The following is a 15,762-nucleotide window of genomic DNA, read 5'->3' as shown; positions in this document are numbered from 1 at the left end:
GTACGGGTGCTCAGGGCCGCTTTGCCATGGCCGGTCCGGGGCGGGCCGGACGCAGCGCCGTCTTGCGGGCGAGCGCCATGCTGAGCGCCGCCGCGCCCTTGGGCGACATGGCGGCGAGAATGGCGGCGGTGGCATTGGGGCGCATCCGCTGGGCCACCTTCATCTGCACTTCCATATCGAGCTGTTCGAACACCACTGCCGCCTTGGCCGGCTTCATCGCCTGATAGATGCGGGCGAGCTCGTCGAACTGCGCCTCGGCAGGCGATTCCGCACCGGGCGCCCCGGGGGCAGGGGCGGCGGCATCCTTCTTGGCTGCCATTTCCGCCTGCAGCCTGGCTTCTGCCGCCTTGGCGGCCTGTTCGCGCAAGTCGAGCGCCCGCTTGCGGCGTGCCGCATCGGCATCGCGGTCGTTCATGTCCTGCTGGATGGCATTGCCCAGCCGGGTCTTCTGCGCATCGGCGTCCTGATTGGGCGTGGCAAGGCTGGCCGCATTGGCAACCGCTGCGACGGCCGCCGCCGCCGCCGTCAGCAGCAGGAGCGAGGGACGCGCCATTACGCTGCCTCTCGGGTGGATTCGGCGGCCTCGGCGCCGGCGCTTTCGCCAGCTTCGGCTGCTTCCGCCTCGGTGGCGGTGCGGAGGGCATTGGCCATGCCGACGGCGTTGACGATCCGCTCACAGGCGGAATCTGCGATGCCGATCATGTCGGAAAGCTCGTCGCGCAGGTCGCGCGCCTGTTCGACCAGCCGGGCGTGGCGGGCGCAGTCGGTGCCCAGCGTCGCCTTCATGTCGGACAGGACCGCACGCGCCTGGGCGGTGGCGTTTTCAAGCGCCTTCACCACATCGGTGAGCGCGCCGTCCTTCACGGCACGCAGGCTGCGCATCATCCGCAGGCTCTGGATCAGCACGGCGACGCAAAGGACAATGGTCAGGATATTCGCAAGCAGGGCGACCGTCATGGCTTGGCCTTTCTGGTACGGGACACGTCGTTGACCAGACGCACGGCGACCCTGCCGCTGCGCTGGCCGATCTGGGCCTGGGCGAGCTTCACATCGCCACAGGCCAGGTCGAGGGGATCGTCGGGACTTTTGTGGAGCGCGATTGTCTGGCCGACTTCGAGTGCTTCCAGGTCGGCGAGCGGCATTGCCTTTTCGCCGAGCAGGACGCTGACGCTGACATTGGTCTTGCGGATTTCCTGCGCCATATGCGCTTCCCAGATGCTGTCGCGGCCGCTCTTTTCGCCCATGAAGCGCTGCAGCAGCTTGTGCCGTACCGGCTCCAGCGTGGCGTAGGGAAAGACAAGCGTGAAGCAGCCGCCGCGCCCGTCCATGTCGACGCGGAAGGTGGCGATGGCGCAGATGTTCGACGTGGCGGCGATCGCGGCGAAGCGGGGATTGGTCTCGATGCGTTCGAGCGACATCGTTACCGTGTCGATCGGGGCGAACGCCTCCGCAAAGTCACGCAGCGCCAGCTCGAGCATGCGCGAGACCAGCGCGGTTTCAATGGGGGTAAAGGCGCGGCCGTCGATCAGCAGCGGCGAATTGCCACCACGCCCTCCGAGCAGCGCATCGACCACGGCATAGATCAGGCCGGATTCGACCGTCGCCAGACCATAGCTTTCCCATTCCTGCACCTTGAACACGCCCACCATCGCCGGCAGCGCGACGCGGTTCATGAATTCGCCGAACCGGGCGGAGGTGACTTCCTCAAGGCTCACGTCGATGGCGTCCGAGGTCAGGTTACGCATCGAGCTGGCAAAGGCGCGCACCACGCGGTCGCACACCACTTCCAGCATCGGCAGCCGTTCGTGGCTGATGACCTTCGATTCCAGAACGGCGCGCAGGCCCTTCTTCTTGGCGACCGGGCCGCCGCCGCCGAACAGCGCATCGATATCCGCCTGGTCGAAGCGAATGTCGTCGACGCCGCCGGTGGGAGCGGGGGGATCGGGAAGGTCGAAGTCTTCGAGATCGATCATTGCTGGACGAGGTCCTGGATCAATACGTCCTTGACGACGCCGGCACCGCTGACGCGGACGGCACGGACCAGTAGTTCCTCCTTCACGCGGAATACTGCGGCCGAACCACCAAGGTCTTCGGGGCGCAGCTCGCGCAGGAAAGGCTGGTAGGAATCTAGGATCGCGGGCAGCAACTCCTTCAGCTTCGCTTCGTTGCCCTTGGGACCGGGCACCAGCATGAAGTGCAGCTTCAGGAAGCGCGCGGCGCCGTCGGGCGAGCGCAGGTTCACCACCATTGCCGGCACGTCGACATATTTTGCGCCGGCCTTTTCGCCTTCGCCCTTGGCCTCGCCGCCCTTCTCCCCTTCTGCCGGCGCGGCTTCGGGTGCTGCCTCTTCGGTTTTGGGATGCTTGCTGCCGGACAGGAAAAAGGCCGCCCCGCCGCCACCCAGCGCCAGCGCAGCCGCAGCCGCCCCGCCGATGATGATCAGCTTCTTCTTCTTGTTCGGCGCGGCCGGCTCGGCCGTGCCCTTATCTTCGACGATTTCCGCCGACATACCCCTGGACCTTCCTTTTATCGGCCGCGACGTCCGCACGTCCGATTTCCTCCTATTATAGGATCATCACCCGGCAATTTCTGCCTAGTGCGACTTTTTCGAGGATGGTCCGGTGGACATTTCTTCCTACGTGCTCCTGAGCCAGGAACAGGCGCTGCGGCGTCGGCTCGACGTGGTGGCGAACAACCTCGCCAATATGAATACGGTGGGGTTCAAGCGTGAGCAGCCCGTGTTCCGCGAATATGTCGAGCAGACCGATTCTGCGGTGAAGCCGGCGAAGCAGACATCGTTCGTGCTCGATTATGGCGCGGTGCACGATGTTGCGCAGGGATCGTTCCAGCCGACCGGCAATCCGCTCGACGTGATGATCGACGGTCCCGGCTATCTATCGGTCGAGGCGCAGGGCGGCGGCACTGCCTATACGCGCGCGGGCTATGTGAAGGTGCTGGAAAGCGGCGAGCTCGCCACGGCCGGCGGCCAGCGCATCCTGGGTGAGGGCGGCAAGCCGATCAAGATTCCCGAGGAAGAAGCAGGCAAGGTCAGCGTCACGTCGGACGGGACGGTGATGGGCGCGAACGGGCCGCTCGGCCGCATCGCTGTGACGGTGTTCGCCGATGAAGGTACGGTCGACCCGCGCGGCGACGGGCTGATGTCCGGCTCGGGCGGTCGCGAGCTGAGCGCAAGCGAGACGCATCTGGTGAGCGGCGGGGTCGAGGGATCGAACGTCAACGCGATCACCGAGACGACCGACATGATCCAGATCCTGCGCGCCTACCAGACCAGCCAGAATCTCTCTTCGTCCATGTCGGACATGCGCAAGCAGGCGATCGACAAGCTCGGCCGCGTCAGCTGATTTAAGAAAGGAAAGCCCCCATGCGCTCTCTCTCCATCGCCGGCACGGGCATGCTCGCGCAGCAGACCAATGTCGACGTCATCTCGAACAACATCGCCAATATGAACACCACCGCCTTCAAGCGGCAGCGCGCGGAATTCCAGGATCTGCTCTACCAGCAGGTCTCGCGCCCAGGCTCGGCGACCGGCAGCGATACCAAGGTGCCTTCGGGCATCCAGATCGGCGCGGGCGTGAAGACCGGCGGCGTCTATCGCATCAATGAACAGGGTGCGCTGACCCAGACCAGCAACCCCTATGACATGGCGATTCAGGGCAAGGGCTATTTCCAGGTGAAGATGCCCGACGGCACCACCGCATACACCCGCGACGGTTCGTTCCAGGTCTCCGACCAGGGCGAGCTGGTGACGCAGGACGGCTATCCGGTCGAACCCGGCATCACCCTGCCGCAGGGCGCGCTGAGCTTCACCGTGTCGAAGACCGGTCTGGTTGAGGTGACGGTGGCAGGCAACACCCAGCCTCAACAGCTGGGCCAGCTGCAGCTCGCCACTTTCATGAACGAATCCGGGCTGGAAGCGAAGGGCGGCAATCTGTTCGTCGAAACCTCCGCATCGGGCCAGCCAACCGTCGGCTCGCCGGGCGACACCGGGCTCGGCACGCTGACCCAGGGCTTTATTGAAGCATCGAACGTCAATCCGGTTGCCGAAATCACGGCGCTGATCACGGCGCAGCGCGCCTATGAAATGAACAGCCGCGTGGTGAAGACCGCCGACGAAATGCTGGCAACGACCAGCCAGTTGCGCTGATGCTCGCGCTGCTGGTTCTTGCGCTGTGGGGTGCCGCGCCGGCTGACGACGTACCGGTTGCGGTGCTGCGTCAGCCGGTTGCGCGCGGCGAGCGGATCGAGGCGGGAGACCTCGCGATCGAGAACCGCCCGGTCGCCACGGCACGCGGCGCGCTGACGATCGAGGAAGCGGCGGGCATGGAAGCCACGCGCAACCTCAATATCGGCAGCGTGATACGCCGCACCGACATCACAAAGCCGCAGGTGGTGCGCCGCGGCGAACCGGTGACGGCGCGGATCATTTCCGGTCCGCTGGTCATCACTGCCTCGGGCCGCGCCCTGGGTGGCGGAGCGCCGGGCGATCCGGTGCGTGTGATCATCAACGCCACCAGCCGCACGCTCGACGGCGTGGTGGAATCTGCCGGCACGGTCCGGATTACCAATCCTTGAAGGAACTTGGCATGCGCAAGGCAATAGCAGCCGTGGCGATCTGTGCGGCACTTTCGGGCTGCGGCGCCGTCGGCCGGCTGAAACAGGTGGGTAAGGCGCCCAAGCTCTCGGCGATCGAACCGATCGATGCTCCCGAAATCGAACCGTCGCTGGCGACGCCGTCGGACCGCAGCGGGGGAACGCATCCGCGACCAGCACCGCAGCAGACGGCCAGCGCATCGCTGTTCCGCACCGGCGCCGGCGCGTTCTTTCGCGATCAGCGGGCCTCCAAGCAGGGGGACATACTGACGATCCGGATCGCCATCGACGACAAGGCCAATATTGGCAACAACACCTCGCGGACCCGCGGTGGAACCGAGACGGGGGGCGTCGCCGGGTTGCTGGGGCTGCAGACGCCCATTCAGAAGCTTACCGGCAGCGATCCGTCGAAACTGGTGAATACCAGCTCGGCCTCGCAATATGCCGGCGGCGGCACCACGGTCCGGTCGGAGACGATCAACATGACCATGGCCGCCATCGTCACGCAGGTGCTGCCGAACGGCAATCTGATGATCCGCGGGCGACAGGAAGTGCGCGTCAACTTCGAGATGCGCGAGCTGATCGTCACCGGCATCATCCGCCCCGAGGATATTGCCCGCGACAATTCGATCGCACACAGCCAGATCGCCGAGGCGCGGGTGATCTATGGCGGCAAGGGCCAGTTGACCGAGGCGCAGCAGGCACGCTGGGGCCAGCAGATCTACGACGCGCTCTTCCCCTTCTGAGCGCGCTTCGGAACGTCTTCCCTGTCTTCGCATCCGCTAACCGGGCTCCCTCAGGGAGTCCGGCGATGGTGCATGAAAAATGCTTAATGTGCCGGTAACCATCAAAATTTGAAGGACTATTTTGGTCCTCCTGTAATTTTTCCCACAATGGAGGGGCATGGCACGTTCAGTGCCGCGTCGGGGGTCGGCGTTTCCGGCCCGGGTCGCAGAAGCGACTCTATTCCAAGAAGGAAATCACCATGGCGTTCTCCGTTAACACGAACATCGGCGCGATGGCCGCGCTGCAGAATCTGACCCAGACCCAGAAGGATCTGTCGACCACCCAGAGCCGCATCAACACCGGCCTCTCGGTTTCGTCGACCAAGGATGATTCTGCTTCGTACACCATCGCTCAGGGCCTGCGTGGCGACCTTGGCGGCCTGAAGGCCGTTTCTTCGTCGCTGAGCCGCGCCAAGAGCGTGACCGACGTTGCCGTTGCCGGCGCCGAGCAGATCTCGGACGTCGTGAACCAGATGAAGGCTAAGGCGTATCAGTCTGCCGACGCTGGTATCGACTCCGCGACCCGCACCGCGCTGAACAACGACTTCACGGCGCTTCGCGACCAGATCACCACGATCGTCAACGCTTCCAACTTCAACGGCACGAACCTGCTCAAGGCTTCGGGCGGTACCGTTACCGCCCTGCAGTCGCTGCAGGATTCGAACACCGGCACGACGGCCTGGGATCCGGATTCGCTCACCGTGGCGAACCAGGGCCTCGATCTGGGTGGTTCGGTGGTCACCGTTTCGGCCAGCGGCGACATTTCGACCCAGGCGAATGCCCAGTCGATGATCGACACGCTGACGACCACGCAGAACAACCTCAAGACCTCGCTGAGCACGCTCGGCGCGGCCTCGCGAAAGATCGACGCGCAGTCGACCTTCACCAGCAAGCTGTCGGACACCATCTCGGCCGGCATCGGCAATCTGGTGGACGCCGATCTGGCGAAGGAATCTGCGAACCTGCAGGCGCTGCAGGTCAAGCAGCAGCTGGGTGTTCAGGCTCTGTCGATCGCCAACCAGGCGCCGCAGACGATCACGTCGCTGTTCCGTTAAGAGCCCTAGGCCCAACCCTGGGGGCCAAAGGCTTGAACGGAGGCCGGGATGGTACGCCATCCCGGCCTTTTTTTTGTGCCGCATCGTCCGGGGCCAATGGTTGACCCTTCTATAATGAAACAAGACAGGAGAATTGCGCTTGTTTCCGCGTATTCGTGAAATCACCGATGCTTTTGGCGGCCGTCTGCGGGTGAGCGTGGAGGAACATCCCTCCGGCGCGCTGGTCGTGGTCGAGCGGCCGGATTTGAAAGGGCGCCCGCGGGTCATGCTAGATGGTTATGGTGCTGATGTACTGTCAGGCTATATCATGTCTGCAAGGCTGGCGGTGCCTAATTCGTTGCCAGATGAGCACGTAGATGGCGTTTTCGGAACTCGTTTTAGACTTTCGCTTGATCCAGCAGCAACTTTAGCAATTACTCAGGATGGTGATGTCGGGTTGGAAATTCCGGCACCATTCTGGGATAGATTGTATGCGGAATTGTGCATCGTTACTGCGCATTCGCGGGAACTGGCGCGGCGGGCAGAGGCGCGCGTGCATTAAACACCGTAAATTCCCCATTAGGTGCATCTACTGAATACGCGACGCGGCTGATGTGGGGCAGATTCTGAGAGCGATACCACCGGGTAGCAGGGGTGCAGTGATGGATTTTCGCGAGTTTGGCATCGGCCTTTCGGCAGCGACTTATACGGTTACACTTTCGCTTAGCGTTGCAGACGTTAACGCTTTGTGGAATGCGGCGGCAGAACGTGCACTGGCGGCGCCGGGCATGACCCTCGCCGACGTGCTCGACACGATTGGTCCGCGCGAGGATCCTGCCGTGGCCGAATGCATTGCCATGCTGGCGATCCCGTCCGCCCTCGCCGGCTGTGAGCTGGACCAGGCGACGGTGCGCGAGGCGGCCTTGCCGACGACCGCACCGATCAAGCTGCTGCCTATGGCGGCGCGTGAGGGCAGCATTGCCCGCCTGAGTGCCGCGAACGGCTGACGCCGGTTTCGAGTTCGTCCTGAAGACCTGGGGAGCGTGCGGAGGCCGTACGCTCCCTTTTTCTTGACCGATCGTGGCGCTGGCTGCGGAGCGAGCATTGCGCGCGGGCCGAGATATAGGCGGGTGGGTTGCGCGATCTCGCTCGCTTTCGGCGTTACGAACTGCAAGCGATACAGGTTGTCGTCGTCGCTGCGGGGAAGGTGAAGTGCCCGTTCGAGGCCGCAAATGCATACGGCAGGCCGGTTGGGGGGAACCGGCCTGCCGCGCAAACCAGGCGGGGGGCGCCTGGAGACTGGTAAGAGGCGAGCCTCTCGCGAGGGGATCGGAACGATCAGCCCGTCTCTTGTATTTTTATAGACGAAGTGCAGAAACTCGGAAAGTATTTTCGATGATATTTGAGTACAGGATTTGTACGTAAGGGGCTATACCTGTTTTGGTGCAACAAAGTCGCATCTGCGACGTCCTCGCAATCTTCGCGGCTGATACAGCAACTGCAGCATAAAGTGCTGCCATCGCGGCACCGCTGCAGGTTTTACCTGACTTCCCGGCAACGCGCGGGCAATATCACCGTCAGGTGACTTTTTATTGCCCGACGCGGGTGATGCCGGAAGTGTCGTACTGCGCACCGTTGATCGACACGAGCGCCTGTCCGTTGATCATCTGGACATTGGCCACCGTGCCTACCACCGTCGGCGTCAGCTTGACGGTTTTGCCATTCGCATCAGTGCCTTGCAGCACCAGCTTGTACGCGCCGTCCGGGGCGGTGGTGCCGGCGGCGGTCTTGCCGTCCCAACTGAACGTACCGCTGGTGCCGCTGACGGTGACATCGCGCGTATCGATCTTGACGTTTTTCCCGTCGAGAAGCGTTGCGGTCAGCCCCGTCAAATTCGTCGGCGAGGTCCAGTTCCACTGCGCCGGGCTGGCGGCGGTAAGGCCGGCCGTGTCCGACGTGACTTCCACCTGCTTGCCGATCATCGACGAGCCCTGGGTCAGGCTCTGCCCGGTCAGGTTCGAGAGGATCGAGTTGAGCGTCTTGTTCTGCTGGATCGACTGTTCGACCTGCGAGTACTGGACGAGCTGCTGGGTGTATTGCGAGCTGTCCATCGGGTTCATCGGATCCTGATTCTGCATCTGCGTGGTGAGCAGCTTCAGGAACAGGTTGAAGTCGCCGGTGAGCGAGGTGGTAGCCGCGCTGGTCTTGCTGGTGTCGACCGGATTGGTGTTCGGCGTGCTGGTGACGATGGACATGGTGGGTTCCTCAGGCGATCAGATCCACCTGACCATCGCTGCGCAAGGCGCGATAGGCGGCGGCGGACGTTTCGGGTTCTTCGTTGAATTGGCGCGGGTTGCCGCCGGATGATTGCTGGCCGGACGACTGGCCCTGGCCCTGGCCGTTGCCGCTGCTGCTCGCACCGCCATCGCGGCTTTCGAAGCGGAAGCTCTGCGCATCGGCGCGAATGCCCGCCTGATCCAGCGCGCGGCCGAGATCGGGCGCATCCTGCCGCAGCAGCGCCAGCGCATGGTTGCTGTCGGCGCGCAGCGTCGCCTGCAGGCTGCCCTTGTCGTCAAAGGCGAGCGTGACTTCCACCCGGCCGAGTTCTGCCGGGTTCAGGCGGACGCGCAGTGTTTCTTCGCCGGCATCGACCTTGCGGGCGATTTCGAGGCCCAGCTTCTGGCCAAGCTCGCCCGGGCGGGCGGCGATGACGGGCTCTGCGGCGGGGCTTGCCGAGGTCGCCGGGGCAGTGCCGGCAGCAACGGGAGCGTCCGCTGCGGCAAGCGCGCCGTGGAAGCTGGTGCCGCCATGCGCGACCGGTGCGGCGCTGCGGGCGTCACTAAGCGAAGGCGCAAAATTGTCACCGCGACCCTTCGCGTCGCCATCGCCGGTTTTCGCCTGGCTACCGGTCTGTGCACTGGTTGCGCCATGGCTTGCGGCGCCAGCGGCTGCGAGCGGATGCGCGGTAGTTGCGGGGGCGGCCGAAGCGGCGGCGCTCGCCTGGGTTGCCGGTGCTGCGGCAGGCTGGGCAGCGGATTGCGGTACGGCGACAGGCAGCGGCGTGGCGGCCGTCGCCGTGGCAGTGGCGAGGGTGGCTGCATTTGCCTCGGCGTCGGTGTCCGGATCGCTCGCGTCCTGCGTGGGCATCACGGCATGCGCGGCCCGTGCGGGCCTGGCCGTCCCGTCGCGGGGTGCCCGGCGTGCCACCGCGGGCTCGGCCTGCTGCTGCTGGCTGGCGACTTCGACTGTTACTGCGGGCTGTTGCGGCTGCGAGGCCGGATCGGTTGCGACGGGCTTTTGCGCAGCGGTGGCGGGCGTTGCCGGTGGCGGCGTGTTGGCCGGAGCCTCGGGGTTGGACACCGTCGCCGCCACCGGCGGCGTGGGGAGTGCTGCCGGCTTTTCGACCACGGGCTTGTCGGCTGCGACGGGGGCTGCCGGTGCGTTGGGCGTCAGGGGCGCGACGACAGGTGCGGCGGGATCGGTCGGCGCCGCAGTCGCAAGCAACTGCGCCATTGCGATCTGCGGCTTGTCGCTGATCGAGGCTGCAAGCGGCTCAGGCGTAACAAGGGATGCGCCCGGCAGCGGGAGCGTCAGCGGCTGCTTCGCATCGCTAGCGGCCGCAACCGGCGCGCCGTTCGGCAGCAGCGTGGGCAGCGTCGCGGTCAGCCCGTTGCCCGCCATGCCGGCGATTGCAGGCGTGCCCGTCGCGCCGAGAAGCGCGGCAAAGCCGGTGACGGCATCGGTTGCCGCACCCGGCACCGGCGCCTGCCCCAGTGGAAAGCCGATCGTCGTGACGTTCATCCAGTCGCCTCTCGCCGGCAGCCGGTTTCGGCCGCTCCCTTGTATTATAGAAGGATTACCGCAGCAGCGGCGTTTCCCCGCCGATCGTGCCCAGCGCCCGCACCCGCGCGCGGGCATGAATCTCGTTCTGCGACAGCACCACCGTTGCGGGGCGAATGCGTTCGATGATCGAGCGGACGAACGGCCGGATCGACGGGCTGGTGAGCAGGCACGGGATTTCGCCGTCCGTCGCCAGCCGGTCATAGGTTTCGCGCACCGAGCCGATGAACTGCTGGAGCATCGACGGGGCCATGGCGAGCTGGCGGTCCTCGCCCTGGCCCAGGATCGAATCGGCAAAGGCCTGGTCCCAGTCGGCCGACAGCGTGACGACGGGGATGGCATCGCCGCGCGTCTGTTGCGCGCTGATCTGGCGGGCGAGCCGGCCGCGGACATGCTCGGTCATCTGGGTCAGGTTGCTGGTCAGCGGCGCCGCCTCGGCAATGCCTTCCAGGATCGTCGGCACGTCGCGGATCGAAATGCCTTCGGACAGCAGGTTCTGGAGGATGCGCTGGACGCTGGAGATCGACACCTTCGACGGGATGATGTCCGCCACCAGCTTTTCGGAATCCTTGTGGACTTCGGTCAGCAGCTTCTGGGTTTCGGTGTAGGAAAGCAGGTCGGCGATATTGTCCTTCACCAGCTCGGTCAGGTGGGTGGCGATGATCGTGCCGCAATCGACGACGGTCAGCCCGCGGAACCCGGCTTCGTCGCGGAGCTCGCGGTCGATCCACAGCGCCGGCAGGCCGAACACCGGCTCCTTGGTCTGCTCGCCGGGCAGGCCGACCGGCCCGCCGCCGGGATTGATGAGCAGCAGCTTTTCGAGCTTGATCTCGCCGCGTGCCGCCTCGGTCTCCTTGATCGAGATGACATATTCGTTCGGCTTCAGGCTCATATTGTCGATGATCCGGACCGACGGCAGCACGAAGCCATAGTCGGTCGCCATCTGGCGGCGCAGCGCGCGGACCTGATCGTCGAGCCGCGGTTCGCGCGTGTCGTCGTTGATCATCGGCAGCAGCGCATAGCCGATCTCGATCCGCACGGCGTCGATGGCCAGCGTCTGCGCGATAGGCTGTTCCACCACTTGCGACTGGGCTTCGGCCTGGGCGGCGGCGAGCCGTTCGGCAGCGGCCTTGGCGGTGGCGCGCTTGCCCATCTGCCAGGCCACCACCCCCGACAGCGCGGAGAAGGCGGCGAAGGGAATGAAGGGCAGGCCCGGCATCAGCGCCAGCACGCCCATCAGGAACGAGACCATGCCGAACGCCTTGGGATAGCGGCCGAGCTGGTCGCCCAGTGCCGAGCCCGTCTTCCCCTTCACGCCCCCCTTCGACACCAGCAGGCCGGCGGCGGTCGAGACGATCAGCGCCGGGATCTGGCTGACCAGACCGTCGCCGGCGGTCAGTACGGTATAGGTGCGGAACGCCTCCGAAACCGGCACGCCATGTTCGATCACGCCGATGCCCAGCCCGACGACGATGTTGATCGCGGTGATCAGCAGGCCGGCAACGGCATCGCCCTTCACGAACTTCGAGGCACCGTCCATCGCGCCGTAAAACCCGCTTTCGGCTTCCACTTCGGCACGGCGGGCCTTGGCCTGTTCCTCGTTGATCATGCCGGCCGACAGGTCGGCGTCGATCGCCATCTGCTTGCCGGGCATCGAATCGAGGCTGAAGCGCGCGGCGACTTCGGCGATACGGCCGGCGCCCTTGGTGATGACGACGAAGTTGATCACGACGAGGATCATGAAGATCGTCAGGCCGATGATCGTCTCGCCGCCCATCAGGAATTCGCCAAAGGCACCGATCACGCCGCCGGCGGCATCCGGTCCTTCATGGCCATGGCCCAGGATAAGGCGGGTGGAGGCAAGGTTCAGGCCCAGCCGCAGCATCGTCGCGATCAGCAGGATCGTCGGAAAGGCGCTCAGTTCCAGCGGCTTTTCGATGAACAGCGCGGTCATCAGGATCATCACCGACAGGGTGATCGACAGCGCCAGCCCCATGTCGAGCATCCAGCCCGGCATCGGCAGGATCAGCATCGCGATGATCGCGATCACGCCACCGGCCAGCGCCATGTCACGATTGGCGCCGATCCGATCGAGGAATTTCAGTACGATAGGGGGCATGGACGACTACCGGACAGACGTTACAGGGCAGGCGAGACGGGGATGCCGGCTTCGATGAAGGTGCGCAGCTTGTTGCGCATCGTTCGCACCGAAATGCCGAGGATGTGCGACGCCGAGGTGCGGTTGCCGTGGCAGCGTTCCAGCGTCTGCAGGATCAGCTCGCGCTCGACTTCTTCGACCGTGCGGCCGACCAGCCCATCGATGCGGAGCGGGGCTGCCGCTTCCGCCTGGACATCGGCGAGCGGCACGCCGTCGGCATGCACCAGATCGCCGGGCTGGATCGTGGGGTTGCGCCCCAGCAGCACCGCGCGATGCACGGTTTCCTCCAGCTCGCGGATATTGCCGGGCCAGGGATAGCGGCGGACCAGTGCCAGCGCCTCGTCGGAAAAGGGACGCGGCGGCACACCATCGGTTTCGGCGAAACGCTGCGCGAAATAGAGCGCCAGTTCGGCAACGTCGTCGTCGCGCTCCCGCAGCGGCGGCACGTCAATCCGCACCAGACCGAGCCGGACCAGCAGGTCCGAGCGGAAGGTACCGCCTTCGACGCAGCTTTGCAGGTCGAGGCTGGTCGAAGCGATCAGCCGGGCGTGGAAGGGGACAAGTTCGGTGCCGCCGACGCGGCGGAAGCGCTGCGTCTGGAGCACGTCGAGCAGCCGCGCCTGCAACGACTGCGACAGCGCACCCACTTCGCGCAGCAGGATGGTGCCGTGCCCGGCCTTTTCCAGACGACCTAGCCGGCGTGCGACCGCGCCCGGAAAGGCGCCCGTCTCATGGCCGAACAGTTCGGATTCGAGCACGTCCGGGGCGACGCCGGCGCATTCGGCGACCACCAGCGGGCGCGGACGTCCGGAGGCGTCGTGCACCGCGCGGGCCATCATTTCCTTGCCGCTGCCCTTCTCGCCATAGACCAGCACCGGCGCCCCGCTGGGCGCGACGGCGGCGGCGAGCGACAGGGCGCGGGCCAGTGCCGGGTGGCCACCGATCCAGGCCGGCGCCTTGCGCTCGACGACCGAGGCGATCGCGGCGGCGATCAGGTCGCGCTGCGGGGGCAGGGGCACATAGTCGCGGGCGCCGGCGCGGATCGCCGCGACGGCGCGTTCGGCCGGGGCATCGATTCCGCAGGCCAGCACAGGCACGGTAAAACGTTCGGCGCGGATGCTGGCCATAAAGCCAGCCACGTCGGCCTCGACATCAATCATCACCAGATCGCCGCCCCCCTCGCGCAGCTCTTTCATGCCATCGGCGGGTGTGTCCGCCATGGCGACTTCGGCGCCGGCGCTCTGCGCCAGCTCGGCAGCGCGGCGGAACTCGGTGCCCGGCGCGCCGATCAGCAACATGCGGATGGTCGCGGGCATCAGCGATCGGGCCGCACGATTTCGGTGAGCGTCACGCCCAGCGCATTGTCGATCAGCACGACTTCGCCGCGCGCGATGAGCCGGTCATTGACGAAGATGTCGACGGGCTCGCCCACCCGGCGGTCGAGTTCGACCACCGTGCCGGAAGCCAGGTTGAGCAGCTGCCCCACCGGCATCCGGGCGCGGCCGAGGATGGCCTGAACCTTCACCGGCACGTCGTGCACGGCCTCCAGGCCGGCGGAACCCGCGGGGGCCTCGGTCGCGCCGGGCAATTCGAAGTCCTCGAACACCGGGCTGGGCTGGGGTTCGTTGTCGGATGGGATGATGTCGTGCGGATCGATCGTCATGCGGGCAGTCCTATGCGTTCATCCATTGGCGGATCACGGAAGCGGCCTCGGGGGGGCTGGCGGAGATGACTTCGCCGATGCGCTTCAGTGCAGAGACTTTGATGCGGCCATCGACCTGGGCGAGGGCGATTTCCTGTTCGAGCAGGGCCTGTTCGCTGCCGCCCAATGCCTCGATCTGTTCGAGTGCCTCGGGGTCGCCATCGGCGGCGCGCTCGGCGAGCAAGCGCATTTCGGGCGAATGGGCGTCGAGCTGCGGCTCGGCCACGGGGATTTCGGCGGGTTCGGGCTTGGGCTTCAGCATGCGCAGGGCGAGCAGGCCGATGCCGCCGATCAGTGCGAGCTGGAGCAGCGTCCAGATATGGTCGAGCGGCAGATAGGAAAGGATGCCGCCGCCCTTGTTCTCCACCGCGTCGCCGGCCGTGAAGGCCATGCTTTCGACCACCACGCTGTCGCCGCGCTGGCTGTCGGCACCGACGGTGTTTTCCACCAGCCGCTGCAGGCGCTGGATTTGCGGCGCGGGCAGGCCCTTGGCGCCGCCATCGACCATCACCGCCACGGTAAGGCGCGTCACCTTGCCGGGCGACCGCAGCGTAACGGTTTTGGTAGAGCTGTTGGCGTAGGTCGTGTCTTCGGACGTCTGGTTGCTCGCCGACTGGCGCGAGGTTCCCGGTGTGCCGCTATTGGCCTTGGCATCGGGCAACTGGTTCGCGACCGAGGCGGTCTGCGGGCCGGCATCATTCTCGCGGTTCTGGTCGCCGGTCTCTACGCTCACCTGACGCGCGACGACCTGCTTGTCGGGATCATAGACGTTCGATTCCTCGCGCGTCTGGTCGCGGTCGATCTGGGCCGACACTTCGGCGCGGACCTTGCCCTGGCCGACGATCGGCTCGAGCAGCGATTCGATCTGGTCGCGCAGCCGGGCTTCGACCGCCTTTTGCCGGTCGTCGGCATCGGCCGCGCTGGCGGTATCGGGATCGCCCGCCCGCGCGAGCAGTGCGCCGGTCTGGTCGACGACCGACACCGAGTCCGGGGAAAGTTCGGGCACCGAGGAGGAAACGAGATAGCGGATCGCGGCAATCGTCTCGCCGCCCAAATGGCCCTTGGTCTTCACCGTCACGGCGGCGGTCGCCTTGCGGCTTTCGTTGGCGAACATCGCGCGTTCGGGCATCACGATGTGGACGCGGGCGGCGCTGACCGACTGGATCGTCTGGATCGACTTGGCCAGTTCGCCTTCGATTGCGCGGGTTTCGTTCAGCTTGGCGCGGCTGGCGGAAACGCCGAACGGCTGCTCCTGATCGAGCACGTCATAGCCGATCTTGCCGCCCAGCTTCTCGCCGGCCATGCTCATGCGCAGTTCGGCCAGCTTGTCGCGCGGCGCCATGATCGAGGTGCCGTCGGCCGACAGTGTGTAGGGGACGTTTTGCGTCTTGAGCTTTTCGGTGATGGTGGCGGCGGCCGCGGGATCGAGATCGGTATAGAGATACCCCATTTCGCTCGTGCCGTTGCGCGTGGCGACAAAGGCCAGCACGGCAAGCAGCACGACCGCCACGCCGCCCATCAGCATCAGCCGCTTCGGCCCCAGCTGGGCCACGAGATTCTTGATCGCTTCCAATGCTGCCCCGTACCGTGCAACTGGGGGCGGATGCCCCGTTTCTCTCTTTATAGGCGGGG

At 65.6% G+C, this 15,762-nt stretch carries 17 protein-coding genes; 7 read left to right on the top strand and 10 right to left on the bottom strand.

Annotated elements, in window-relative coordinates; genetic code table 11:
* Positions 1 to 10: 10 nt before the first annotated feature.
* From ACT53M_RS15385 to ACT53M_RS15370, 4 genes are read right to left on the bottom strand one after another with little or no spacing between them, the layout of a single operon-like run.
* On the bottom strand, positions 11 to 553 hold the full coding sequence (locus ACT53M_RS15385) for a MotE family protein (protein ID WP_476234449.1): 543 nt from the start codon (positions 551 to 553) through the stop codon (positions 11 to 13).
* On the bottom strand, positions 553 to 957 hold the full coding sequence (locus tag ACT53M_RS15380; RefSeq protein ID WP_476234448.1) for a DUF6468 domain-containing protein: 405 nt from the start codon (positions 955 to 957) through the stop codon (positions 553 to 555). Before ACT53M_RS15380 ends, ACT53M_RS15385 begins: the two co-directional genes overlap by 1 nt.
* Positions 954 to 1,973 carry a flagellar motor switch protein FliM gene (fliM, locus tag ACT53M_RS15375; RefSeq protein ID WP_476234447.1) on the bottom strand — a complete coding sequence of 340 codons (1,020 nt, stop codon included), beginning with the start codon at positions 1,971 to 1,973 and terminating at the stop codon, positions 954 to 956. Before fliM ends, ACT53M_RS15380 begins: the two co-directional genes overlap by 4 nt.
* Positions 1,970 to 2,509: a flagellar basal body-associated FliL family protein gene (locus ACT53M_RS15370; protein ID WP_476234445.1), complete on the bottom strand. Its 540-nt coding sequence runs from the start codon at positions 2,507 to 2,509 to the stop codon at positions 1,970 to 1,972. Before ACT53M_RS15370 ends, fliM begins: the two co-directional genes overlap by 4 nt.
* 112 nt (positions 2,510 to 2,621) lie before the next feature.
* Between ACT53M_RS15370 and ACT53M_RS15365 the strand changes: the two genes are divergently transcribed.
* The 7 genes from ACT53M_RS15365 (at position 2,622) to ACT53M_RS15335 (ending at position 7,437) form a co-directional block, all read left to right on the top strand.
* Positions 2,622 to 3,362 carry a flagellar hook-basal body complex protein gene (locus ACT53M_RS15365; RefSeq protein ID WP_476234444.1) on the top strand — a complete coding sequence of 247 codons (741 nt, stop codon included), beginning with the start codon at positions 2,622 to 2,624 and terminating at the stop codon, positions 3,360 to 3,362.
* A gap of 20 nt (positions 3,363 to 3,382) precedes the next feature.
* Positions 3,383 to 4,165, top strand: coding sequence for a flagellar basal-body rod protein FlgG (gene flgG, locus ACT53M_RS15360; protein WP_476234443.1), 783 nt, complete (start codon positions 3,383 to 3,385; stop codon positions 4,163 to 4,165).
* On the top strand, positions 4,165 to 4,593 hold the full coding sequence (gene flgA, locus ACT53M_RS15355; protein ID WP_476234441.1) for a flagellar basal body P-ring formation chaperone FlgA: 429 nt from the start codon (positions 4,165 to 4,167) through the stop codon (positions 4,591 to 4,593). The genes flgG and flgA overlap by 1 nt, the downstream gene beginning before the upstream one ends.
* 11 nt (positions 4,594 to 4,604) lie before the next feature.
* A complete protein-coding gene (flgH, locus tag ACT53M_RS15350; protein ID WP_476234439.1) occupies positions 4,605 to 5,357 on the top strand; it encodes a flagellar basal body L-ring protein FlgH in 753 nt (250 codons plus the stop codon).
* A 239-nt stretch (positions 5,358 to 5,596) separates the two neighbouring features.
* The gene (locus tag ACT53M_RS15345) at positions 5,597 to 6,451 is read left to right on the top strand and encodes a flagellin (RefSeq protein WP_476234438.1); all 855 of its coding nucleotides are present in this window, start codon (positions 5,597 to 5,599) and stop codon (positions 6,449 to 6,451) included.
* Between the two features lie 139 nt (positions 6,452 to 6,590).
* Positions 6,591 to 6,992, top strand: a complete 402-nt coding sequence (locus ACT53M_RS15340) for a hypothetical protein (RefSeq protein ID WP_476234437.1) — start codon at positions 6,591 to 6,593, stop codon at positions 6,990 to 6,992.
* Positions 6,993 to 7,092: 100 nt separating this feature from the next.
* Positions 7,093 to 7,437 (top strand): hypothetical protein, encoded by a 345-nt coding sequence (locus tag ACT53M_RS15335; protein WP_476234436.1) that lies wholly within the window; start codon positions 7,093 to 7,095, stop codon positions 7,435 to 7,437.
* A gap of 582 nt (positions 7,438 to 8,019) precedes the next feature.
* On the opposite strand, the gene ACT53M_RS15330 is transcribed toward ACT53M_RS15335, so the two are convergent.
* From ACT53M_RS15330 to fliF, 6 genes are read right to left on the bottom strand one after another with little or no spacing between them, the layout of a single operon-like run.
* Positions 8,020 to 8,685, bottom strand: coding sequence for a flagellar hook assembly protein FlgD (locus ACT53M_RS15330; RefSeq protein ID WP_476234435.1), 666 nt, complete (start codon positions 8,683 to 8,685; stop codon positions 8,020 to 8,022).
* A gap of 10 nt (positions 8,686 to 8,695) precedes the next feature.
* On the bottom strand, positions 8,696 to 10,231 hold the full coding sequence (locus ACT53M_RS15325; RefSeq protein WP_476234434.1) for a flagellar hook-length control protein FliK: 1,536 nt from the start codon (positions 10,229 to 10,231) through the stop codon (positions 8,696 to 8,698).
* A gap of 55 nt (positions 10,232 to 10,286) precedes the next feature.
* Entirely contained in the window at positions 10,287 to 12,389 is a 2,103-nt protein-coding gene (flhA, locus tag ACT53M_RS15320; RefSeq protein ID WP_476234432.1) for a flagellar biosynthesis protein FlhA, read from the bottom strand.
* Positions 12,390 to 12,409: 20 nt separating this feature from the next.
* Positions 12,410 to 13,744, bottom strand: a complete 1,335-nt coding sequence (locus ACT53M_RS15315) for a sigma-54-dependent transcriptional regulator (protein WP_476234431.1) — start codon at positions 13,742 to 13,744, stop codon at positions 12,410 to 12,412.
* Positions 13,744 to 14,091, bottom strand: a complete 348-nt coding sequence (gene fliN / locus ACT53M_RS15310) for a flagellar motor switch protein FliN (RefSeq protein ID WP_476229877.1) — start codon at positions 14,089 to 14,091, stop codon at positions 13,744 to 13,746. The genes ACT53M_RS15315 and fliN overlap by 1 nt, the downstream gene beginning before the upstream one ends.
* Before the next feature lie 10 nt (positions 14,092 to 14,101).
* Positions 14,102 to 15,703, bottom strand: coding sequence for a flagellar basal-body MS-ring/collar protein FliF (gene fliF, locus ACT53M_RS15305; RefSeq protein ID WP_476234429.1), 1,602 nt, complete (start codon positions 15,701 to 15,703; stop codon positions 14,102 to 14,104).
* Positions 15,704 to 15,762 lie beyond the last annotated feature (59 nt).

The sequence above is a fragment of the Sphingomonas sp. DMC6 genome (assembly GCF_056314225.1).
Note: the sequence above shows the minus strand (reverse complement) of the source record. Positions and strands in the feature narration are given on the sequence as shown.